Raw genomic sequence first — 22,092 nt, forward strand, 5'->3', positions numbered from 1 at the left:
CGCATGAACAAATGTGCAGTGCCATAATCGGCGGGATCGCAGTCACCGACGGAGGGGTGTGCCTCATGGCCAACCAGACACGCAGGTCGGCGGCCTCCCCGCCGGCCGATGCGGCGAACGGGTCGGATTCCGGCCACTTCTCCGCCTCGCTGGTCTATGCCGCTGCGCGCCTGTACTACACCGAGGAAGCCACCCAGCTGGATGTCGCATCACAGCTCGGCGTCAGCCGCGCAACCGTCAGCCGGCTGCTCGCCGAAGCCCGTCGCCGGGGCATCGTCCGCATCGAAGTGATTGCGCCACAAGACTTCTTCGACGCCGACCTGGAGACCAGCCTGTCGGCAGCACTGCACCTCGACAGGGTGTATCTCAGCAGCCCGCTGCCCCCGCCCACGCCAGCGCGCCCGACCGTGGAGGTCATGGGATCGGTTCTCGCTCCTGCGGTGGCACGCAGCCTCCGTGACGCGAACCTACTGCCGGGCGATGTGCTCCTGGTGTCCTCGGGCCGCACCGTCTACGAGGTGGCCCAGTACGAGATGGCCGAACTGCCCGGCGTACTGGTGGTACCAACCGTCGGCGGCAACGACCAGCCCGAGCCGTGGTACCAGACCAACGAGATCACCCGCCTCGTCGCAGGAAGGATCGGCGGCCGACCGAACTACCTCTTCGCACCCGCCCTGCCCGGGCCGGACCTGCACGCCTCGCTCACCGCCGACCCCAGCATCCAGCCGGTTCTACGGCTGTGGTCGCAGGCCCGCTGTGCGCTGATGGGCATCGGTGCACCGCCTCTGTTACGTTCTGACATACCGCAATTCGTCCCGACCGGCTCGGCGTCGCTGCGCTCGGCCGTGGGGGACGTGTGCTCGCGCTTCTACGACCGCGACGGCCGGGCCGTCGATTTCCCCGGACGCGAGCGGCTCATCGCCATCGAACTGGACCTGCTCAAGCAGGTGCCGATCGGCATCGGTGTGGCGGTCGGCAAAGACAAGGTCGACCCGATCGTCGCCGGGGCAGCCGCGGGCTTCTTCAACCAACTCGTCACCGATCCCGCAACCGCCACAGCAATCATGGAGAGCTTATGACCACCCCGACTGTCGATCCGACCACTCTGCGCCTCGACGGCAAACGCGCGCTGATCACCGGCGCCACCAAAGGAATCGGCGCCGATATCGCGGTCACGCTCGCACGCGCGGGTGCCGACCTCATCCTGAGCGGACGCAACAAGGTCGAGTTGGACGAGGCCGCTGCCACCCTCCGCCGTGAACACGGCACGCGGGTTGCCACAGTGGTCGCCGACCTGGCCGACACGGATGGCCCCGACGCACTCGCGCGTGCCGCCGCAGATGCGTTCGGCGGCCTGGACATCCTGATCAACAACGCCGGGATCTCCTATCCCCATTCGGTTCTCGACCTCGACACCGAGCAGTACGACGCCGTGCTGAACGTCAACCTCCGAGCTCCCGCCCTGCTGGCCGCACGGGTTGGCTCGATCATGGTCGAGCAGGGCACCGGGGGTTCCATCGTCACGGTCGCCTCGGCTGCCGCCCTGGCACCGCTGCGCGAGCACTACTCGTACTGCGCCTCCAAGGCCGGATTGGTGATGGCCACCAAGGTACTGGCGCTCGAACTGGGCCAATACGGGATCCGCGCCAATTCGGTGTGTCCCACCGTCGTGCTCACCGAGATGGGTCAACGCGTGTGGGGTGAGGAGACCAAAGCTGCGCCGATGCTGGCCCGGATCCCCCTGGGCCGCTTCGCGATTCCCCAGGAAGTGTCGAACACCGTGCTGTGGCTGGCCTCAGACGCGGCATCGATGATCTCCGGCGTGGACCTCCCGGTCGACGGCGGCTACACGATGGGCTGAGCGTTAACAGCAGGCGCGACCGACCAAGCCGCGGTGGACCCGACCACCAGGTCTCAGCGGTCGTCGGTCATCCGCGCCAGATGATGTACCTGATCTGCCGTTGCCGGATACAGTTCGCGCCACGTCTGATAGAGGTCGTCATAGAGTGACGCGACCTTCGGATCGGGAGTGATCTCCCGAGCGAGCTTGGTCCAGTCGGTCTCCGGCGCAACGAGATCAACCGCGATCGCCGCGAGGAGGGCATCGCCGTAGCTCGCGCCGATCGTCTGTTCGGGGACCAGCTGGGCACGGCCGGTGATATCACTGAGCGCTTGAGCCCACACCGGGCTGCGCAGCCCGCCGCCTACCGCGACAGTGCGTTTGGCGGTGTGCGCGTCATCGAACATCTCGAGGATCTGCCGGATACCGAACGAGATCCCCTCGTAGGCCGACCGGAACAGATGTCCGCGGTTGTGGCGCAACGTGAGCCCGGCGAACACGCCACGCGCATCGGGATCGAACACCGGAGTACGTTCTCCCGCGAGATACGGCAGCAAGACCAATCCCTCGCTACCCGGCGGCACCGCCATCGCCTCGGACGTCAATTCGTCGAACGATGCGTTCCCGGTGACCGATTGGAGCCACGAGATCAGCCGACCGGCGGTAGACGTCCCGGCAGCGAGTGCGAGGGTGCGCTCCTGAACGCCGGCAGTGGTCCACAGCGCAGGGTCGCTGTGGAACTCGTCGATGATCTGGATCAGGAACATCGTCGAGCCGTACATCAGCATCTGGTCACCCGGCTGACGCACACCCACCGAGAACGCCTCGGCGAAAGCGTCGACCGTGCCCGCGACCACCGGGATCCCCTCCGGCAGTCCGGTTTCCTCCGCGCCGCGACGGTGAACGGTGCCCACCACCTCGCCCGGCCAGCACAACCGCGGCATCGGTATGTCTGCGCAGATCTGCTCCGCCCACCGGCGGTGCCACTCGAAATCCTTTATCGCATAGAGCGGGTCGCACTGGCTGGCCGTGTGGTGATCCATGACGTACTCGCCGGTGAGTTTGGCGGCGATGTACGAGTTGGACCCGTACCAGCGCGCTGAGCGCGCCCACACCTCAGGTTCGTGATTGCGCACCCACAGCATCTTGGGCCCGACCGCCTGACTGGACAGCAACGTCCCGGCATCGGCGAGGATCCGCTCGGCGCCCAGCTGTTCGGTCAACTCGGCGATCTCCGCGCTGGCGCGGGTGTCCACGCCGTACAGGATGGCCGGGCGGGTGGGCCGGAGATCGGCGTCGCAGAGAACCAGGCACGGGCCGACCCCGCTGACGCAGATCGCGACCACATCACCGTTCGCGGGTTTGGCGGCCATCAACGCGGAGCTGATCGTGCAGATCTCCTGCCACCACACCCGTTCCGGGTCGACCTCCACCCATCCCGGCCGCGGCATCGACGTCTCGTGGGGAACCGTCTCGGTGGCGAGCACCGTTCCCCCGGCGTCGGCGAGAACCCCTTTACTGCTTCCGGTGCCCATGTCGATTCCGATGACGAGTTCCACCTGAGTCAGCCTATCGGCCGGACATCATCGTCGTCACCGGGTTGGCGCCGTCGCGAGCGGCGACATGGGGTCCGCGGAAATGACCGGGTCAGCGTGGGTCCGACAGGAGGATCAGCAGCAGTTCGGCGCGGGTTCGTGCGTCGGTGAGGTCGACGCGCAGGAGCTGCTCGATGCGGTCCACCCGGTGACGAAGGGTGTGCCGGTGCACACCCACCGAAGTGGCGGCGGCTTCCCATTGTCCATTCGCCAGGAGGTAGCCACGCAGCGTCTCAACCAGGGCGCTGTCGTTGCGTCGATCGTGTTCGAGCAACGGGCCCAGTACCGATTCGTGTGCCCCGCTGAACGCCTGGCGCACCGGCTCGAGCGCCAGCACCGATCCCTGTGCGGCCAGGTCGACCACCTCGCCTTCACCGGCCACCGCACATCCGAGCCGAGCCTGACGGACTGAGTCGCTGATGTCGTCGACCGAGACCACCGTGCCCAATCCGGCACGGGCCCCTTGCCTGCCCACCATCGCGAGCACCGATTCGGCGAACGAACGCTGGTCCTCCCCGCGAAGGAGCACCACCACCTCCGGACCACTCTGGTCGACGAACACCGGTCGCCAGTGGTTCTGCAATTCCACCGCCACCGCCGCGGCAGCCTGCTGTGCACCTCCCACCCCCGAGTACTGCGCGACGGCGATCCGCACACGCCCGTCCCGGTCGGCTGCGCGCAACACGATGTTGCGCGCTGCCGCGGGCGGCGGGCCCGACATGGCCAGCGTCAACGCGTCGGAGTTCAGCGCCTGCTGGTCGCGCATCACCTGACCGGGTTTGGCGTGTTCGAGACTGAGCAGCGATGTCGCGTGACCCACCAGTACCCGCTCCAAATCACCCAGCGGGGTTCGGCCGATGACCGCAAGGTGCCCGAATACGTTGCCTGCCACACTGATCCGCTGCACCGTGATCACCCGGTCGCCGGTCAGTGTGACGCCGCTGGCCGCCCCGGGGTCACGTCCCACCTGCGACCGCACCGACTCCAGATCTTCGGCGGACACCGGTTGTGGCCGTGCGCTCACCAGCTGCTGATCGCGGTCGAGCAGCACCACCGTCTGCTCGATGGCGTCGGCGAGTTCGCGCACGACCGCCGGCATGCCGCCGGCGATGATCGCGCGGGTGATGCGCGGCTGCGTGTGCGACGCGCGGACGAATTGGTCGAAGCGCTCTGCGGCGATGTGGTCGAGCACCGTGCGCGCGATGGCAGAGAACGGCACGGGCAAGGGGACCTCGAGAAGCGGCAGGCCCACCTGATCGGCGGCCTCCACCAGATCAGCCGGCACGTCGTCGAAGCCGAGGCCGACACCGAATCCGACACCTGCGACGCCCACCCGATCCAGCAACCGGACGTATTCGAGGCGCCCGGCAGCCGTGGGCGGCAGCCGCAGACCGGTGGTGAGAAGCAGCTCCCCGCCGGCGAGCCACTCGTGCGGGGCAGGAAGTTCCGAACTCAGTGCGCAGTCGATGTCGCGGTCCTGACCAGCGGCTCCCCCGATCAACCGCAGATCGAGGTCACGTTGACCCAGCAGCCAGCGGACAGTGGTGGTCAACGGCTCCACCTTCCTTCTCGGGCCCAGCTTCGGGCCGCAGAACAGCAAAAACTGCCCGATCGTTGGACAAAGTGTACCGACGGCGAGGCGACCATGGACAGTTTGTCAGGTCCGCAACCACATCGATGCGGCGAACACTGGTAACCATCACCTGTCCCCCATCGATTCCCGAGCCACATCGACCCCCGAGCCGCACGACCCGAGTCCAATCCGACCCGAGTCCAACCGACAGAGAGTGATCGCGCGTCATGCCCGAGATCCTGAAGAACTACATCAACGGCGAGTTCGTCGCGTCGTCGTCCACCGAGACGATCGACCTGATCAACCCAACCGATGAATCGGTCGTCGGTACGTCGCCGGTCTCGACCACCGCCGACATCGACGCGGCCATGGCCGCTGCGGCCACCGCCTTCGAGACCTGGGGCAAGACCACCCCGAAGACCAGGCAGACCGCATTGCTGAAGCTGGCGGATGCCATCGAGGCGAACTCCGATGCGCTCGTGGCCGCCCAGGCACGGAACACCGGGCAGCCGGCCGATCAGATCGCCGACGAAGAGGTGCCCGTCGGCGCCGACCAGATCCGGTTCTTCGCCGGTGCGGCCCGCCTCCTCGAGGGGAAATCGGCAGGCGAGTACATGGAGGGGTTCACCTCGTACGTGCGGCGTGAACCGATCGGCGTGATCGGTCAGGTGACCCCCTGGAATTACCCTCTGATGATGGCGTTGTGGAAGATCGGGCCTGCGATCGCCGCCGGGAACACGGTGGTGCTCAAGCCTTCTGACACCACTCCCGAGTCGACGCTTGTGCTGGCTTCGCTGTCCAAGGGCATCCTGCCCGACGGAGTCCTCAACGTGGTCCTCGGCGACGGTGGGACGGGTGCGTCCATCGTCGGGCACAAGACCCCGGGCATGGTGTCGATCACCGGGTCAGTTCGTGCCGGCATCGCCGTGGCGGTATCCGCCGCACAGCAACTCAAGCGCGCGCACCTCGAACTGGGCGGCAAGGCCCCTGCCGTGGTGTTCGCCGATGCAGACCTCGACAAGGCCGTCGACGGCATCGGCGAGGCGTCGTTCTTCAATGCCGGCCAGGACTGCACGGCGGTGACCCGCATCCTCGTGCATTCCTCCATCCACGACAAGTTCGTGGCCGCGCTCGCTGAAAAAGCCGACGCGACAACGGTTCCCCCGCTGAACAACATCAACCACTTCACGAAGGTGACGTCGATACTCGACTCGATCCCCTCGCACGCCACCGTGGTCACCGGCGGAAAGCGCCGCGGTGACAAGGGATTCTTCATCGAGCCCACCGTCATCACCGGAGTCCGCCAGACCGACGCGCTGGTGCAGGAAGAGACGTTCGGCCCCGTGGTGACCGTGCAGACCTTCGAGGACGAAGCCGAGGCCATCGCGCTGTCCAACGACGTGAGCTACGGCCTGGCCTCGAGCGTGTGGACCACCGATCACGGCACCGCCAACCGGATGACCGCAGGCATGGACTTCGGCTGTGTGTGGGTCAACTGCCACATCCCGCTGGTTGCCGAGATGCCACACGGCGGGTTCAAGAACTCCGGCTACGGCAAGGACCTGTCGTCCTACGGGGTCGAGGACTACACCCGCATCAAGCACGTGATGAGTTCGGTGGAATGACCATGACGACATCAGCAGCGGTCTCCTACCGGCTCCCCCAGCAACGCAACCTCGTCACGCCCATCCCCGGACCGAAATCCCATGAACTGCAAGGTCGCCGCACGATGGCCGTCGCCGGCGGCGTGGGCTCGACCGTGCCGGTGTACGCCGCCGACGCCGACGGTGGCGTGATCGTCGACATCGACGGCAACTCGTTCATCGACTTCGGGTCGGGGATCGCCGTGACGAGCGTGGGCGCCAGCAACGCGGCGGTCGCCGAAGCGGTTGCCGAGCAGGCACGGCATTTCACCCACACGTGCTTCATGGTGACGCCCTACGAGGGATACGTCGCGGTGGCCGAACGGCTCAACCACCTGACACCAGGTGACCATCAGAAGCGCACCGTGCTGTTCAACTCCGGCGCCGAGGCGGTGGAGAACGCGATCAAGGTGGCTCGGTTGGCCACCGGACGCGACGCGGTCGTGGCGTTCGACCACGCCTACCACGGCCGAACCAACCTGACGATGGCGCTGACGGCCAAGACCATGCCCTACAAGTATGGTTTCGGACCCTTTGCGCCGGAGGTCTACCGAGTACCCGGGTCCTACCCCTTCCATGACGGACTCGACGGTCCGGAAGCGGCGGCCCGCGCGATCTCGATGATGGACAAGCAGATCGGGGCAGATCAGCTGGCCGCGATCATCATCGAACCCGTGATGGGCGAAGGCGGCTTCATCGTGCCCGCCCCCGGATTCCTTCCCGCACTGGCCGACTGGGCCGCCTCGAACGGCATCGTGTTCATCGCCGATGAGGTGCAGAGCGGATTCGCCCGCACCGGTGCGTGGTTCGCCAGCGAACACGAGAACGTGGTGCCCGATCTGGTGACGATGGCCAAGGGCATCGCCGGCGGTATGCCGCTGTCCGCGGTCACCGGGCGCGCCGATCTGCTCGACGCAGTGCATGCCGGTGGTCTCGGAGGAACGTACGGCGGTAACCCGGTGGCCTGCGCAGCTGCACTTGCCACCCTCGACGTGATGGCCGAACTCGATCTACCCAGACGGGCAAGGGAGATCGAGGAGATCGCCGTCGGACGACTGCGGGCGATGGCCTCGGTCACCGACGAGATCGGCGACGTCCGGGGACGAGGAGCGATGCTGGCCATCGAACTCGTGCAACCGGGCACGAACAAGCCCAATCCGGAGCTGACCAAGGCCCTGGTGGCAGCCTGTCTTGCACAAGGTGTGGTGTTGCTCTCCTGCGGTACGTACGGCAACGTCATCCGGCTCCTACCCCCGCTGGTCATCGGTGACGAACTGCTCGGCGACGGGCTCGACGTACTCGAGAACTGCCTGCGCGACCTGACCGGGTCGACAGGAGCAGCGCGTGTCCACTGATCCGACAGTCGGCCGAGCCGAGGCCACCAGCCATCCTCTCGACCCTTTCAGCGCCGACGAATTCCGTTCGACGGCAGCACTACTCGCACGAGACCACGGCGTTGCCGAGGGCTGGCGGTTCCATTCGATCGAGCTGCTCGAGCCCAGCAAACAAGCTCTGGCGGACCACGCGACGGGAGGCCCGCGGCCTCCTCGCAAGGGCATCGTCACCTGCTCGGACACGACGCGCAACGCCACCTACAAGGCGGTCGTCTCGCTGACCGAGGACGCGGTCGAATCCTTCACCCACATCCCCGGCGTACAGGCGAACTTCACCGTCGACGAGTTCGAAGAATGTGACCAGGTGCTGCGGGGCCACCCAGATGTCATCGCTGCCCTGAAGAAGCGCGGGATCACCGACCTCGACCTGGTGTTCATGGACACCTGGACCTATGGAGACGCCGTCGCCCCGGACAAGTACCGGGACCGACGGCTCGGATGGTCGGACACCTGGCTCAGGTCCGAACCGGGGGCCAACCCCTACGCCCACCCGGTCAGCGGGCTGCACTGTGTCATCGACCTCAACACGATGGAACTGCTCGAGATCGAGGACAACGGCGGTGTGGAACCGCCGAATGTCATGGGCGAGTACGTGCCCGGCCGGATCCCAGAGCGCATCCGCGCCGAATCCCGCCGCCAACCACTCAAGCCCCTGGAGATCACCCAGCCGGACGGCCCCTCGTTCACCCTCGAGGGCAACAAGCTGACCTGGCAGAACTGGTCGTTGCGCGTGGGTTTCAACCATCGCGAGGGGATGACCCTGCACGCCGTCACCTACAGCGACGGTGGTCGCGAGCGCTCGGTGGCCCACCGGCTGTCGTTTGCCGAGATGATGGTGCCGTACCGAGATCATTGCGAAGACCATTACCGCCGAACAGCATTCGACATCGGCGAGTGGGGCCTCGGTTTCATGACGACCTCCCTGGAACTCGGCTGCGACTGCCTCGGCGAGATCCGTTACCTCGATGCCGTGCTGCACAACAGCAAGGGCGAGCCGTACACGATCACCAATGCGATCTGCATCCACGAAGAGGACAATGCGGTTCTCTGGAAGCATGTCGATCACGACGCGGGCGCCGAGGTTCGCCGTATGCGCCGGCTCACGGTGTCGTTCCATGTCACCGTGGCCAACTACGAGTACCTCGTCTACTGGCGCTTCTACCAGGACGGCAACATCGAGTGCGAGGTGCGCGCCACCGGCATCATGGTGACCACGCCGATCGCACCCGGGGCCACGCACCCGCACGGCACCCTGGTGGACGAACGCACCTACGCACCGTTCCATCAGCATTTCCTTGTCGCCCGCCTCGACCTCGACGTGGACGGAACCCAGAACACCGTCTACGCCAGCGAAACCGAGATCGAGCCGATGGGTCCGGCCAATCCGTACGGCCTGTCCCTGGTGCAGCGCAACACCCCCTGCGCACCGAAGAAGAGGGCAAGCAGGACATGAACTGGTCCACCCAGCGAGCGTGGAAGGTGGTGAACACCAACACCACCAACGGACTGGGCACCCATCCTGCCTACAAACTGGTCCCCGGCGACGCCATCCCTGCCATGTTCGATCCGGCCTCACCGGTGTTCGCGCGCGCCGAGGTCATCGGCCACACCGTGTGGGTCACCCCGAACAGTCCCGATGAACGTTGGCCGGCAGGCGAATTCGTGAACCAGTCGGCCACCGACAAGGGGCTGGGCGAATGGACGAAGGCCAACCGCAGCATCGACAACACCGACGTGGTGCTCTGGTACACCTTCGGCATCCACCACATCACCCGGCCCGAGGACTGGCCGATCATGCCCGCCGACACGGTCTCGTTCTGGCTCAAGCCATTCGGCTTCTTTGACCGCAACCCATCCCTCGATGTCGCACCGAGCCCGAGCGCGCATTGTCATCCCGCATCATCCACAACTCCCGAATCACCTGGAGGACACTGTCATGACTGATCCTGTTGCTGACTTCCGCGAGCTCCTCGAGCAGGTTCCCGCCGGCCTGTGGATCGGTGGGACCTCGGTGGACGCATCCGACGGCTCCACGTTCTCGGTGGACGACCCGGCCACCGGCACGTCCCTGCTCCGCGTGGCCGATGCCACGCCCGACGACGCGAACACCGCCCTCGAGAGCGCGCTCGCGGTGGCGGACGAGTGGGCTGCCACCGCGCCGCGCAAGCGATCGGAGATCCTGCGCGCCACCTACGATTTGGTCCAGGACCACGCCGACGACATGGCCACGATCATGACCCTCGAGATGGGCAAGGCACTGCCCGATTCGAAGTCCGAGATCACCTACGGCGGCGAATTCCTGCGGTGGTTCGCCGAAGAGGCCGTTCGGGTTTCGGGCCGGTTCACCCCGTCGCCAGGGGGCACCGGACGGATCATGGTGACCCACGCCCCCGTCGGGGTGGCGCTGGCGATCACGCCGTGGAACTTCCCACTCGCGATGGGCACCAGGAAGATCGGCCCGGCGCTGGCCGCGGGATGCACGATGATCGTCAAGCCCGCCCAGGAGACCCCGCTGACCATGCTGTACCTCGCCAAGCTGCTCGGCGAGGCAGGACTGCCCGGCGGCGTGCTCTCCATTCTCCCGACCAGCAAGGCGGCCGACGTCACCGAGCCGCTGATCGCCGATCCCCGCGTACGCAAGATCAGCTTCACCGGGTCGACCCCGGTCGGCCGGAGCCTGCTCGGACAGGCAGCCGAGAACGTTCAGCGGACGTCCATGGAGCTCGGCGGAAACGCACCCTTCCTCGTGTTCGACGACGCCGATCTCGACAAGGCGGTGGAAGGTGCGTTCGCAGCGAAGACCCGCAACGGGGGCGAAGCGTGCACGGCAGCCAATCGCTTTCTCGTCCAGGAAGGTATCGCCGAACAGTTCACCGCGGCGCTGACGGCGAAGATGAAGTCCATGGTTCTGGGGCCCGGCTACGATCCGAAGACCACACTGGGCCCGATGGTCAACACCAAGCAGCAGACGTCCATCGCGAAGGCTGTGGCTGCCGCAGTAGCCGATGGGGCCCGGGTGCGGCTGGGCGCCGATCCGGAGAACCTGCCGAACTCTGTCACGTCGACCGATGACGCGGGGTGCTACTACCCCGCAACGGTTCTCGACCAGGTGCCGGCAGACGCGGACATCGTGCGAAACGAGATCTTCGGTCCCGTTGCCGTCATCAGTACGTTCACCGCCGAGGACGAAGCCATCGAGGCCGCGAACTCCACCGAATACGGCTTGGCGGCTTACCTTTACACCCAGGACCTGGACCGGGCGCTGAGGGTGGCCGACAAGATCGAGTCGGGGATGGTCGGGATCAACCGAGGCGTGATCTCCGATGTCGCGGCACCGTTCGGCGGCGTGAAGCAATCCGGGATCGGGCGCGAAGGTGGCTCCGAAGGCATCTACGAATACCTGACCACCAAATACATCGCACTGACGTAGTCCGGCAAACACGCAGGGACACACACCGGATCGGCGACGCCGTCCGGGAAAGGACATCATGCAGCTCATCACTGCCCTGACGGCGCCGCCATCACTGTGCCGGGACACCGACTCAGGACGTGCACCGATACGGGTGGGTCTCGTGCAGCATCGCTGGCAGCCCGACACCGATGCCCTCCTGGCCGATCTCGCCGAGGGCGTCGAGATGGCCGCCGGGGCCGGGGCGGGCCTGGTGTGTCTGCCCGAGATCACCCTGCTGCGGTATCCGGCGTTCGTTCGAGGTGGCGCCAACCCGGGCGAGTCCGCCGAGGACCTCGACACCGGGCCCACATTCGCCTTCGCCTCGGCAATGGCGAAGCAGCACAACATCTTCCTGCACGCGTCGCTGTACGAGAAGAACTCGGCGGAGAACGGCACCACCTACGACGACGGCCTCGGGTTCAACACCGCCATCATGGTCTCACCGACCGGTGAGCTGGTGGCCAAGACACGCAAGATCCACATCCCCATCACGGCCGGCTATTACGAGGACACGTACTTCCGGGCAGGACCCGCCGAACCCGACCCGTACCCCGTGCACTCACCGGCCGGACTCGACGCCACCCTGGGGATGCCGACATGCTGGGACGAATGGTTCCCCGAAGCCGCACGCGCGTACTCGCTGGCCGGGGCCGAGATCATCGTCTACCCCACCGCCATCGGATCCGAGCCCGACTTCCCCGACTTCGACACCCAACCCCTGTGGCAGCAGGTGATCGTCGGAAACGGGATCGCCAACGGCACCTTCATGGTGGTACCCAACCGCACCGGGAACGAAGGCGAGATCACCTTCTACGGTTCGTCTTTCATCTCCGACCCGTACGGCCGCATCCTTGTCCAGGCGCCGCGCGACGAACCTGCCGTGCTGGTCGCCGAACTCGACCTCGCCCAGCGTCGTGACTGGCTCACACTGTTCCCGTTCCTGAAGACCCGGCGGCCTGACACCTATGGTCGTCTTGTCGATCCGGTTGCGACACACGGCCACTTCGGCGCCGGAGACGTCTGATGTCGCAGTGGCGGATGCCCGCCGAAACAGCTCCGCAAGAAAAGGTGTGGATGGCTTTCCCGGCACCAGGCTATTCACTCGGCGACACCGACGCCGCACGTGATGAAGCCCGCCGGACATGGGCGGCGGTGGCACACAGCATCTGTGAGTTCGAACCGGTCACGATGCTCGTCGACCCGGATGAGTTGCCCGCGGCCCGCAAATACCTCTCCCGCGACGTCGAGATCCTCGCGGCTCCGCTCAACGACGCCTGGGCGCGCGACGTCGGGCCGACATTCGTGCTCGACGAGGACGGCACCCTCGGAGCCGTCGACTGGGTGTTCAACGGATGGGGGGCTGCCTCGTGGGCGCGATGGGACAGAGACCAGCACATCGGCACGCTGATCGCCGAGATGTCGGGGGCCCAGCGCATCGACTCGCCGATGATCAACGAGGGCGGTGGCATCGCGGTCGACGGCGACGGCACGGTGCTGCTGACCGAATCGGTCCAGTTGGGCGAGGGCCGCAATGCCACGTGGTCTCGTGAAGACGTCGAGGACGAGCTGCGGCGGACGATCGGCGCCGAGACGGCGATCTGGTTGCCGTACGGCCTCACCCGCGACAACCAGAAGTTCGGCACCCGTGGGCACGTCGACATCGTCGCGGCCATCCCGTCGCCGGGTGTGGTGCTGGTGCACGACCAGCAAGACCCCGACCACCCCGATCACGCGGTGAGCGCTCGGATCAGAGAGGTGATCGCCGCGGCGGAACCCGGGTGGCAGATCATCGACGTCCCGGCCCCCACGGTGCTGACCGACGACGAGGGACCCGTGGACTACAGCTACATCAACCACCTCGTCATCAACAACGCCGTGATCGCCTGCAGCTTCGACGATCCGAATGACGCACGGGCTGCGGCAATCCTGTCCGAGGTGTACCCGGGGCGTGAGATCCGCACGGTCGACGCGCGGCCGTTGTTCGAGCGAGGCGGGGGCATCCACTGCATCACGCAGCATCAACCGGCCGGCCGTCGGATATGAACCACCGGTCGATGAGCCCCGTCTATCGGCCCGACAAATCGCCCGCCCCCGACACCACGCCAGCGGACGTTCTGTAGGTTGCCGCGGCACCCGCGGGTAGGGGACCGTGACGCAATGACATCGACCACTCCCCGAACAGAGCCCGTCGCCGACGCGGCGCCCAGCTCGTATGGCAGCAAAGTGCTTGCGGTCGAACCAGGCGGCAACGAGTTCATCCCGCTCGAGGCCCGGCACGGCAAACCGCGCAGCATGTTCTGGACGTGGACCGCGCCCAATCTCGAGTTCGCGACGATCTTCGTCGGGGTCCTGTCGGTCCTGTACTTCGGTCTCAGCTTCTGGCAGGCCCTCGCCGCGGTGGCGTTGGGCAACCTCCTCGGTGCCCTCGCTCATTACGCCCTCTCCGCTCGCGGCCCGCTGCACGGGGTACCGCAGATGGTTCTGGGCCGCCTCGGCTTCGGCTACCGCGGCAACATCGTGCCCGCCGCGTTCATGACCGTCATGTGCGGCATCGGCTGGTTCGCGACCAACAGCGTCAGCGGAGCGCTGGCCCTCAACACGCTGTTCGGTCTTCCTTCGGTGTTGGCGCTCTTGATCGTCGTATTGGCGCAGACAGCATTTGCGTTCTTCGGACACAACCTCGTCCAAGGGTTCGAGCGCATTGCCGCGCCCCTGCTCGCCATCGTGTTCGTGATCGCCGGCGTCATCATCTTCAGCAAGGCCGATCTCGGCGCGCCCGGAACCGACGGTGGTGCCGGACTCGGCGGATTCCTCCTGACCGTGGGTACGGCGTTCGGTTACACCGCCGGCTGGACCCCCTACGCGGCCGACTTCACCCGCTACCTTCCCGCGACCGTGTCCCGGTTCAAGACCGGGTTCTTCGCCTCGTCAGGGCTGTTCGTGTCCACCACGGCACTGATGGCCGTCGGCGCCGCGTCGGTGACCATCGGCTCGGATGCGGAGAGTCCCACCGACGCATTCACCGGGCATCTGCCGTCGGCCGTGGCGGATCTGACGTTGCTGGCCATCGCGGTCGGGGCAGTCGCCGCCAACGCGATCAACCTCTACTCCGGCGGAATGGCCTTCGTCACCATGGGATTCAAGATGTCGCTCGGTATTCAGCGGGCGCTCGTCACCGTGGTGTTCGGAGTCGTGGGATTCCTGGTTGCCTGGTGGGCACTGGCCGACGCGGCCGAGTCGTATGAGACCTTCCTGCTGATCGTCGCCTACTGGATCGGCCCGTGGCTCGGCATCGTGTTCGCCGACCAGATCCTTCGCCGGAACCGTCCCGTGGCCGCGATGCTGTACAACCCGAAGTACACGAACTGGGGCGGACTGTCGGCCTTCCTGATCGCGCTCGTCGCCTCGGTGTTGCTCTTCAGCAACCAGGAACGATATGTCGGTTTCGTCGCCGAGGCCGTCCCCGAATTGGGAGACATCACGTTCTTCGCCGGATTTGTCATCGCGTTCGCCGGATACTTCGTGCTGTCGCGCAACAAGATTCGTCGCGACTATCAGTCCGCCTGACCGGAAGCCGATCGCACCGCGCTGCGGTGCGCGCAGAGGGCCAGCAAAACAGACGGGTATGTCTCGGGCGCCGCGAAGTCGAATCCCAGCAGCTCCCGGATCCGTTCGAGACGTTGATACAGACTCTGTCTGCCCAGATGCAGGGCAACCGCGGATCGTGTTGCGCTGCAACCATGTCGAAGATGCACCTCGAGGGTGTGGGTGAGCTCTGACCCGTGGGTCCGATCCCATTCGACCAGCGGCCCGACAGAGGTCACCAGGTCGTCGCGGACCGCTGCGCCGAGAGTCTCCACCGCGAGTTCCGCCGCGAGCGCGCGAACCGAGGAAACCGCATCGGTGTGACGGGCCATCGCCCGCCGGGATCCGGAGGCGATCGCCAGAGCTCGCCGTGCGGTCAGCAAGGCATCGGACAGGTCACGGGCATCAACACGCGCAGCATCCCCGACCACAATCGTTGCCTCCCCGGCGATTCCGGCGAACGCTGCACAGACCTGGGTGATCTGGTCGCGGGCTTGATCGGTCATGGCGAACAGCGCGTAGGAGGTCGCATGTACGTCGGCGTGCAGCGACTGCACGGACAGCTTTTTCGTCACGGTCGCCGTCAGCTGCGCAGCCATCCGGGGCGCCGGGGCAGAGATCGCCACCGGAACGATGCACACAGCGCGGGCCGGGTCGAAACCTGCTGCCCGAGAACGCATCATGAGGTCGGGGCGGCGATCGACCCGCCGATTGAGCAGATCAGACATCAGAGTGGCCGCGGCCCGATGGCGCAGCCCTCCTAGCTCGCGTGACATCGACAGCGCCACACCCAGAGGTCCGGCACCGAGGTCGAGAAGCGACATCATGGTGTCCGCATCGAGCGACGACGGACCGGCGACCAAGGTCGCGATGACCTGGCCACGCGACTGCACCGGCACCGACGCGGATTGCGCGTCCACCACCTGCCACGCCGAATGGTCGTCGTCCACACCCTCGGCGGCCATCAGCGCATTGTTCTTGCCCAACACCACCAGTGGGCAACCGATGGCAGCCGCGATGGCCTTCACGATCGCAGGCGCACCGGCACCGGCCGCCATCAGCGCGTGCAGCGCCGCGTCGAGTTCACCTCGTCGGCGGAGCACCCCGACTTCGCGCGAGACGATGTCGGTGTTGGCGGCGCGGCACAGGTCGATGAACGGGACCACGGTGTGTAGCGCGATCAGCGGGAGTTGCACCGACGAGGCCTCGCGGATCATCTCGTCAGGAACCTCGTCGAAGGTTCTGCCCAATTCCACTGCCACACCGGCGACGTCGCGAGTGGCGAGCTCGCGGATGTAGTGACGGCGCGTACCGGCGTCGGTGCCCGCCAGTCCGAGTCCTGTGGTGAGCAGGAGTTCACCACCTGACAGCAGCGGACCGATCTCGAAGATCTCACTGGAATGCACCCAGCGGACCTCGTTGCCGAGCCGTCCGTGACCACTGAGCACTTGCGGATCGGTTGCCGCCAGGTGTCGGTCGAGGACCTCGTGTAACGCCAGAACCATTGTCGCCAACCTCTCGTCACCGACGAATTGCACGTCCATAGCCCCCGGTGCCGCGACACTATGTCAGTTGCCCCAGCCGCGCACGACGGGCAGCGTTGGTTTCCATGAGCACCTCCACCGACGTCTCGCCCGCAACGCTGCTCGAGACCGCATACGCCGAAGCCCAGCAGAGTCTGATCGAGGGCGGGATCCCGATCGGGGCCGCACTGTTCGCCGCCGACGGAACACTGCTCGGACGTGGTCACAACATGCGCGTACAGAACGATGACCCGTCGGTACACGGCGAAACCGCGGCCTTCCGCAACGCCGGGCGGCAACGCGACTACCGATCGACCATCATGGTGACCACGCTGGCGCCGTGCTGGTACTGCAGCGGCCTCATCCGTCAGTTCGACATCGGCTCGGTGGTCATCGGTGAGACCCGGAACTTCCAGGGCGGTGAAGACTGGCTTGCCGACCTGGGTGTGTCGGTCACCGTCGTCGACGACCCACGGTGCGTGGCCATGATGGCCGACTTCATCGACGGCAACCCCGGGCTGTGGAACGAAGACATCGGCGTCGCCGAGGAGACCGGCCGATGAGCAGCCCGATTCTCACCGTCGACATCTCACAGTGGCGCCGGGGCGGCGACGCAGCCGAGGCTCTGTGCCGGGCAGTCGACGAGAGCCTGCAGACGGCAGGTTTCCTGCTGGTCACCGGCCACGGCATCGACCCGGCACTTCCCGCCGATCTCCGAGCGGCCGCGCGCCGGTTCTTCGCCCTTCCGACCGACGTCAAGAGCCGCTACGCGGTGGCCGTCGGTGGTCGCGGATGGATCGGACCGGGCATGGAGGCCAACGGTTCTGCCGACGGGAGCGAGACGCCGCCCGATCTCAAGGAGACCTACAACTGCGGCGCGCAGACGCCGACCGGTGACCCGGTGGTGGACGCCGCATGGTTCCCGCCGAACGTCTGGCCGGCGGAGGTGCCCGAACTCGAGGAGTTGTTCACCGAGTACTGCCGTCAGATGAAGCTGCTGTCCGACGACCTGCTCGCGCTGATGAGTACATCGCTCGGGCTCGATGCCGGACACGACTTCCTCGGCCGGGCCGAACGAGCCACGTGGACGTCCAACATCAACCACTACCCCGCGCTGACCGAGGTGGGTCGTCCCGAGGAAGGACAGTTCCGGATCGGGGCGCACACCGACTTCGGCACCGTCACCGTTCTCGACCGCGAACCGGGGTCCGGCGGTCTCCAGGTCTATACCGAGGACGGCGGCTGGGCGGACGCCCCCTACGACCCCGAGGCCCTGACGATCAACATCGGAGACCTCCTCGAATACTGGACGGGCGGACGATGGCCGGCAGGCCGCCACCGTGTGTTGCCTCCGCAGGCCGACGCTCCCGACGAAGACCTGATGTCGCTCATCTTCTTCTATGAACTCGATCACGATGCGGTGGTGACCCCACTGGGCCCACCGGTCGGTGCGGCACACGGCCAACCCCCGGTTGTCGCAGGTGAGTTCATCATGGAGCGGCTCGAAGCGATCACCGTCACAGCGTCCTGATGCCCGCCCTCACGGGTGCCCCCGAGGGTTTGCTGAAGTGCCGGTTCAAAGTCCTTACTCGTGGGTAACATCGGATTCATGACGGCGAACGAAGCGGACACCTTCACGGCAACGGACATCGATCCCGAGGTCCGAACCGCAGATCTACCCGAGAAGCACACCCCCGAGGAAGACACCGAGCTGCTGGCCGACAACCTGCGCATCGCACTCGACGGACGCTGGCGGTCCACCCGTGAAGCGGTGCGAGAGCAGCTGAACCGTTCCGAGTTGCTACCCGACCCGTCGCTCCCGTTGGACCAGGCCCGCGCTCGCATCCTCGAGATCATGCGTGAACTGGCCGGTCACGGGTTCCCCCGCGCCGGATTCCTGGAGAAGCACGGAGGCACCGGCGACATCGGTGCTTCGATCAGCGCGATCGAACTCCTCGGCTACGCCGATCTGTCGCTGATGGTGAAAGCGGGAGTCCAGTGGGGCCTGTTCGGCGGCGCGGTAGAGAACCTCGGCACCGATGTCCACCACCAGAAGTACGTACCCGGCCTGATCAATCTCGATGTGCTCGGCTGCTTCGCCATGACCGAGACCGGACACGGCTCCAATGTGCAGGCCATCCAGACCACGGCCACCTATGACACCGCCACCGGCGAGTTCGTCGTCAACTCAGACACCAAACTGGCACGTAAGGACTACATCGGCGGCGCGGCAGAGCATGCCAAGGTCGCGGCGGTCTTCGCCCAGCTGGTGACCGGTGGTCCCGACGAAGAACCGACCGGCCGAGGCGTGCACTGTTTTGTGGTCCCGCTCCGTGACGACGACGGCAACGATCTCCCGGGGATCACCACCAGCGACTGCGGATACAAGGGCGGCCTGGCGGGAGTCGACAACGGCCGCATCGTCTTCGACCGCGTACGCATCCCCCGCGAGAACCTGCTCAACCGCTACGCCGACGTCGCCGAGGACGGCACTTACAGTTCGCCCATCGAGAACGAGAACCGTCGGTTCTTCACAATGCTCGGCACCCTCATCCGGGGCCGGGTCAGTGTGGCGGCCACGGCCGGTGCCGCGGGCCGCAAAGCGCTGACCATCGCGACCCGGTATGCATTGGTGCGCAGGCAGTTCGAACAGCCGGACTCCGACGACGAGATCGTCATCATGGACTACCTGGCACATCAGCGAAAGCTGTTGCCCCTCATCGCGAAGTCGTACGCGCTGGCGTTCGCACAGAACGAGATCATCGAGGAACTGCACGAATTGCAGTCCGCCGAAGACCTGGACGAGGACCGTCAGCGTCAACTCGAAGGCGCTGCCGCCGGCCTGAAGGCGATGACCACCTGGCATGCCTCGCACACCATCAACGTCTGTCGTGAAGCCACCGGTGGCGCGGGCTACCTCGACGAGAACCAGCTGTCGATCATGCGCGGCGACATCGACGTGTTCACGACCTTCGAAGGCGACAACACAGTCCTCACGCAGCTCGTCGCCAAAGAACTGCTGTCGGCGTACGCGCAAGACGTTCGCGGACTCAACACCGTCGGCTGGGCGCGGTTCATCGCGGGGATGGCCCGCGACGTGTTCCTGGAGAAGTCCGCTGCGCGCCAGGTGGTCCAGACCCTGATGGACACCTCGGGCGAAGATCCCGAAGAGTCCGAGCTGACCAACCGCGGCACCCAGATCCGGCTGTTCCGCAACCGCGAAGACCATCTCCTGCGGACCTGCGCCAACCGGTTGCGTCGGGCGACCGACGACGACGCCGATCCGTTCGAGGTGTTCAACGGGGCCCAGGACCATCTGCTCAAAGTGGGTACGGCGCACATCGAACGGGTGGTACTCGAGTCGTTCATCGAGGCCATCGACAAGTGCGACAGCAAGGCCGGAACCGAACTGCTCGGCAAGGTCTGCGACCTGTACGTCTACTCGGCTCTCGAGGCAGACCTCGAATGGTTCCTGATGCACCGGCACATCTCGGTCGAACGCGCAAAGGCGATCCGACGCGGCGTCAACGACTTGTGTGCGGCACTGCGTCCGCATGCGCGCACGCTCGTCGACGGGTTCGCTGTGCCAGAAGAACTGCTCAAGACAGCGATGGTCGAAGACCAGCTCAGCTAGAGCTGTACCTACGAAGAGTCCTCGTCACCATGTACCGGTGGCGGGGACTTCTTCGGTTTCGGCTTCGGCTTGTGGAGCGAGTTGGACTTCTTCGGACCCAGTCCGAGGGCGATCGCCTGGTGCGCCTGGGTCAGTTCCGACCGGAAATGGTCGACGTCACGGGCCCACGCCTGCGCCAGTCTGCCGCTGCGCAACCGGATGCCCACACCCTTGCGTCGCCGCGGCACGGCAGTCAGTTCACCCAGGGCAGGAGCGCTCTCCCACTTCTGATGCTCGGGGCTGTTGTTCTGCGGAAAGATCTCGTCGATCTCGTCGAGCGCGATGGTTTGAGCGCCCTGACGCAGGGTGGTCTCGGTGAGCCGGACCGTGACGTGTGAACGAGCCGCGTACACCTGGATGAGCGAGAACCCGCCGATCACGGCGGCAAAGATCAGGAGTGCGAGCCAGTGCACCTTGCCTTCACCGAAGATCTCGACGATGAGCAGCGCAAGACACAGAAGCGGGCCGATGGTGACCACCCACCAGCTGCCGCCGGGTTCGTAGAACAAGACCTCGCCTTCGGCCCCCGGCGTCTCGGGCTCGTGGTCTGTCTCGTCAATCATGGGCGCAGTCCCTCACCGGCGAGCGAACCAGGGCTCGGACGTGGGGCGGTTGGCGGTCAGCGAACCGGACAGTCCGATCAACGCGAAGAGCAGCGCGGGCACCATCGGCAGCGAGTAGAGCATCGAGGCGAAGATCCCGATGGCGACGAGCATCAACGTCAGGACCGACACCGCCGACCGCCAGCGCGGGTCGCCGGCGTACGCCTGCCGGCCCGCCCACACCAGGGCAGCCCCGACAAGAATGAAGAACACTCCGAAGACCACGCTGGTCCCGGTTCGCACCAGGGCGATCTGGAACAGACCCCACAGCGCGAGCAGGACGCCGGACGCAAGCCACAACCGATACGCCCACACAACGGTGTTCGGGGGCACGCCCGGGTTCACGGACTCGGTGCTCACTTGCGTTCTCCTGTATCTGATCCGGCGTCGTCAGAACGTCTCGGATCGGTGTTGCCGGGCTCCGAGGGCGTGCTGTTGTCCGGACCCGCGGGGTGCTGGTATCCACCCTGCTGGTACCCCGGCGCCCCGTAATACTGCTGCTGATATGGCTGCTGCGGGTACTGCTGGTAGGGGTTCGGGTAAGTGGGGTTGGGTGGATACCCACTCGGCGGGCCCTGCGGCCACGGCGCCTGCCCGCCCTTGTGCGACTGACTCTTTCGCCACGCCGCCATGTCTTTGCAGTACTTGTCCGAGTCCCGATGCATCAGCAAGACGCCCGCGCCGAGTGCCGCGACTCCGCCGATGACGGTCGGGATCATCGTCCAATGATCGGCCTCCTCGATGAAGAACGCCGACACGGTCTGCACAACAAGATAGAAACTGACGAAACCGAGAACCAGGCGGGCCCAATTGCGCCCGGAGCGGGCGAGCCACGCGAGCACCCCGAACACTGCGGCGAGGGTCAGCCCCACGATGACGTACACCACCCAGATGGCGCCATCAGGGAGTTCACCCTCAGGCATGTCCCGGGACACCTCGTCGGCGGCGTCGAAGGCCACTTGGTACTGACCACCGAAAACCACGCACTGCGCCAAGATGATCAGCGCCCACAGTTCGGTGGCGATGGCCATCGGGCTGGCCAGAGCCGGCTTGTTCGGTGACTCGGGCGAGGAGCCGCCGTACGGGCCCTGGCTGTAGGACGGTGGAGTCACGGACATGGGCACCAGCCTAGAGGTCGGGCGGGCGGCTGCGCGCGGGCGTCGGACGGGTGTGCGGATGTGGCCGCCCGCGACGACAAGAGGGGCCCGCACGA

Annotated in this window: 17 protein-coding genes and 1 pseudogene; 12 read left to right on the forward strand and 6 right to left on the reverse strand. The window is 66.1% G+C overall.

Going from position 1 to position 22,092, the window contains the following annotated elements; genetic code table 11:
- Positions 1 to 65: 65 nt before the first annotated feature.
- Together MVA47_RS23805 and MVA47_RS23810 are read left to right on the forward strand one after the other, a co-directional pair.
- Positions 66 to 1,079: a sugar-binding transcriptional regulator gene (locus MVA47_RS23805; RefSeq protein WP_247210123.1), complete on the forward strand. Its 1,014-nt coding sequence runs from the start codon at positions 66 to 68 to the stop codon at positions 1,077 to 1,079.
- On the forward strand, positions 1,076 to 1,861 hold the full coding sequence (locus MVA47_RS23810) for an SDR family NAD(P)-dependent oxidoreductase (RefSeq protein ID WP_247210124.1): 786 nt from the start codon (positions 1,076 to 1,078) through the stop codon (positions 1,859 to 1,861). Before MVA47_RS23805 ends, MVA47_RS23810 begins: the two co-directional genes overlap by 4 nt.
- A gap of 53 nt (positions 1,862 to 1,914) precedes the next feature.
- Here MVA47_RS23810 and MVA47_RS23815 read toward each other — a convergent pair whose 3' ends face one another.
- Positions 1,915 to 3,399, reverse strand: a complete 1,485-nt coding sequence (locus MVA47_RS23815; RefSeq protein ID WP_247210125.1) for an FGGY-family carbohydrate kinase — start codon at positions 3,397 to 3,399, stop codon at positions 1,915 to 1,917.
- Between the two features lie 88 nt (positions 3,400 to 3,487).
- On the reverse strand, positions 3,488 to 4,987 hold the full coding sequence (locus MVA47_RS23820; protein WP_247210126.1) for a PucR family transcriptional regulator: 1,500 nt from the start codon (positions 4,985 to 4,987) through the stop codon (positions 3,488 to 3,490).
- Between the two features lie 248 nt (positions 4,988 to 5,235).
- Here MVA47_RS23820 and MVA47_RS23825 point away from each other — a divergent pair, with 248 nt between their 5' ends.
- The 7 genes and pseudogenes from MVA47_RS23825 to MVA47_RS23855 all read left to right on the forward strand — a co-directional run bounded on the left by MVA47_RS23825 (position 5,236) and on the right by MVA47_RS23855 (position 15,063).
- Positions 5,236 to 6,633 carry an aminobutyraldehyde dehydrogenase gene (locus MVA47_RS23825; protein WP_247210127.1) on the forward strand — a complete coding sequence of 466 codons (1,398 nt, stop codon included), beginning with the start codon at positions 5,236 to 5,238 and terminating at the stop codon, positions 6,631 to 6,633.
- 2 nt (positions 6,634 to 6,635) lie between these two features.
- Complete coding sequence (gene gabT / locus MVA47_RS23830) at positions 6,636 to 8,006, forward strand: 4-aminobutyrate--2-oxoglutarate transaminase (protein WP_247210128.1); 1,371 nt, start codon at positions 6,636 to 6,638, stop codon at positions 8,004 to 8,006.
- A pseudogene (locus tag MVA47_RS23835) lies at positions 7,996 to 9,989 on the forward strand (primary-amine oxidase). Before gabT ends, MVA47_RS23835 begins: the two are co-directional and overlap by 11 nt.
- Positions 9,982 to 11,475 (forward strand): NAD-dependent succinate-semialdehyde dehydrogenase, encoded by a 1,494-nt coding sequence (locus tag MVA47_RS23840; RefSeq protein WP_247210129.1) that lies wholly within the window; start codon positions 9,982 to 9,984, stop codon positions 11,473 to 11,475. The pseudogene MVA47_RS23835 and the gene MVA47_RS23840 overlap by 8 nt, the downstream one beginning before the upstream one ends.
- Before the next feature lie 58 nt (positions 11,476 to 11,533).
- Complete coding sequence (locus MVA47_RS23845) at positions 11,534 to 12,520, forward strand: nitrilase-related carbon-nitrogen hydrolase (RefSeq protein WP_247210130.1); 987 nt, start codon at positions 11,534 to 11,536, stop codon at positions 12,518 to 12,520.
- Positions 12,520 to 13,539 carry an agmatine/peptidylarginine deiminase gene (locus MVA47_RS23850; RefSeq protein WP_247210131.1) on the forward strand — a complete coding sequence of 340 codons (1,020 nt, stop codon included), beginning with the start codon at positions 12,520 to 12,522 and terminating at the stop codon, positions 13,537 to 13,539. Before MVA47_RS23845 ends, MVA47_RS23850 begins: the two co-directional genes overlap by 1 nt.
- A gap of 114 nt (positions 13,540 to 13,653) precedes the next feature.
- Positions 13,654 to 15,063: a cytosine permease gene (locus MVA47_RS23855; RefSeq protein WP_247210132.1), complete on the forward strand. Its 1,410-nt coding sequence runs from the start codon at positions 13,654 to 13,656 to the stop codon at positions 15,061 to 15,063.
- Here MVA47_RS23855 and MVA47_RS23860 read toward each other — a convergent pair.
- On the reverse strand, positions 15,051 to 16,586 hold the full coding sequence (locus MVA47_RS23860) for a PucR family transcriptional regulator (RefSeq protein ID WP_247210133.1): 1,536 nt from the start codon (positions 16,584 to 16,586) through the stop codon (positions 15,051 to 15,053). The two genes, MVA47_RS23855 and MVA47_RS23860, sit on opposite strands and share 13 nt — an antisense overlap.
- Before the next feature lie 104 nt (positions 16,587 to 16,690).
- Here MVA47_RS23860 and MVA47_RS23865 point away from each other — a divergent pair, with 104 nt between their 5' ends.
- The 3 genes from MVA47_RS23865 (at position 16,691) to MVA47_RS23875 (ending at position 20,238) form a co-directional block, all read left to right on the forward strand.
- Positions 16,691 to 17,167, forward strand: a complete 477-nt coding sequence (locus MVA47_RS23865; protein WP_247210134.1) for a nucleoside deaminase — start codon at positions 16,691 to 16,693, stop codon at positions 17,165 to 17,167.
- Positions 17,164 to 18,135, forward strand: a complete 972-nt coding sequence (locus MVA47_RS23870) for an isopenicillin N synthase family oxygenase (protein WP_247210135.1) — start codon at positions 17,164 to 17,166, stop codon at positions 18,133 to 18,135. Before MVA47_RS23865 ends, MVA47_RS23870 begins: the two co-directional genes overlap by 4 nt.
- 78 nt (positions 18,136 to 18,213) lie before the next feature.
- On the forward strand, positions 18,214 to 20,238 hold the full coding sequence (locus tag MVA47_RS23875; RefSeq protein WP_247210136.1) for an acyl-CoA dehydrogenase: 2,025 nt from the start codon (positions 18,214 to 18,216) through the stop codon (positions 20,236 to 20,238).
- 8 nt (positions 20,239 to 20,246) lie between these two features.
- Here MVA47_RS23875 and MVA47_RS23880 read toward each other — a convergent pair whose 3' ends face one another.
- From MVA47_RS23880 to MVA47_RS23890, 3 genes are read right to left on the reverse strand one after another with little or no spacing between them, the layout of a single operon-like run.
- Entirely contained in the window at positions 20,247 to 20,840 is a 594-nt protein-coding gene (locus MVA47_RS23880; protein ID WP_247210137.1) for a hypothetical protein, read from the reverse strand.
- A gap of 12 nt (positions 20,841 to 20,852) precedes the next feature.
- On the reverse strand, positions 20,853 to 21,239 hold the full coding sequence (locus MVA47_RS23885; protein ID WP_223249300.1) for a hypothetical protein: 387 nt from the start codon (positions 21,237 to 21,239) through the stop codon (positions 20,853 to 20,855).
- Entirely contained in the window at positions 21,236 to 21,997 is a 762-nt protein-coding gene (locus tag MVA47_RS23890; protein WP_247210138.1) for a hypothetical protein, read from the reverse strand. Before MVA47_RS23890 ends, MVA47_RS23885 begins: the two co-directional genes overlap by 4 nt.
- Between the last annotated feature and the right edge of the window lie 95 nt (positions 21,998 to 22,092).

This window comes from Williamsia sp. DF01-3, assembly GCF_023051145.1.
In the GTDB taxonomy this organism is placed as follows: Bacteria; Actinomycetota; Actinomycetes; order Mycobacteriales; family Mycobacteriaceae; genus Williamsia.

Excerpts from the sequence above, each read along its gene's own strand:
- MVA47_RS23805 (WP_247210123.1), top strand. The coding sequence starts at position 66 with ATGGCCAACCAGACACGCAGGTCGGCGGCCTCCCCGCCGGCCGATGCG.
- MVA47_RS23840 (WP_247210129.1), top strand. The coding sequence starts at position 9,982 with ATGACTGATCCTGTTGCTGACTTCCGCGAGCTCCTCGAGCAGGTTCCC.
- MVA47_RS23890 (WP_247210138.1), bottom strand. The coding sequence starts at position 21,997 with ATGTCCGTGACTCCACCGTCCTACAGCCAGGGCCCGTACGGCGGCTCC.
- MVA47_RS23855 (WP_247210132.1), top strand. The coding sequence starts at position 13,654 with ATGACATCGACCACTCCCCGAACAGAGCCCGTCGCCGACGCGGCGCCC.
- MVA47_RS23850 (WP_247210131.1), top strand. The coding sequence starts at position 12,520 with ATGTCGCAGTGGCGGATGCCCGCCGAAACAGCTCCGCAAGAAAAGGTG.
- MVA47_RS23825 (WP_247210127.1), top strand. The coding sequence starts at position 5,236 with ATGCCCGAGATCCTGAAGAACTACATCAACGGCGAGTTCGTCGCGTCG.
- MVA47_RS23845 (WP_247210130.1), top strand. The coding sequence starts at position 11,534 with ATGCAGCTCATCACTGCCCTGACGGCGCCGCCATCACTGTGCCGGGAC.
- MVA47_RS23875 (WP_247210136.1), top strand. The coding sequence starts at position 18,214 with ATGACGGCGAACGAAGCGGACACCTTCACGGCAACGGACATCGATCCC.
- gabT (WP_247210128.1), top strand. The coding sequence starts at position 6,636 with ATGACGACATCAGCAGCGGTCTCCTACCGGCTCCCCCAGCAACGCAAC.
- MVA47_RS23880 (WP_247210137.1), bottom strand. The coding sequence starts at position 20,840 with ATGATTGACGAGACAGACCACGAGCCCGAGACGCCGGGGGCCGAAGGC.
- MVA47_RS23810 (WP_247210124.1), top strand. The coding sequence starts at position 1,076 with ATGACCACCCCGACTGTCGATCCGACCACTCTGCGCCTCGACGGCAAA.
- MVA47_RS23870 (WP_247210135.1), top strand. The coding sequence starts at position 17,164 with ATGAGCAGCCCGATTCTCACCGTCGACATCTCACAGTGGCGCCGGGGC.
- MVA47_RS23865 (WP_247210134.1), top strand. The coding sequence starts at position 16,691 with ATGAGCACCTCCACCGACGTCTCGCCCGCAACGCTGCTCGAGACCGCA.
- MVA47_RS23860 (WP_247210133.1), bottom strand. The coding sequence starts at position 16,586 with ATGGTTCTGGCGTTACACGAGGTCCTCGACCGACACCTGGCGGCAACC.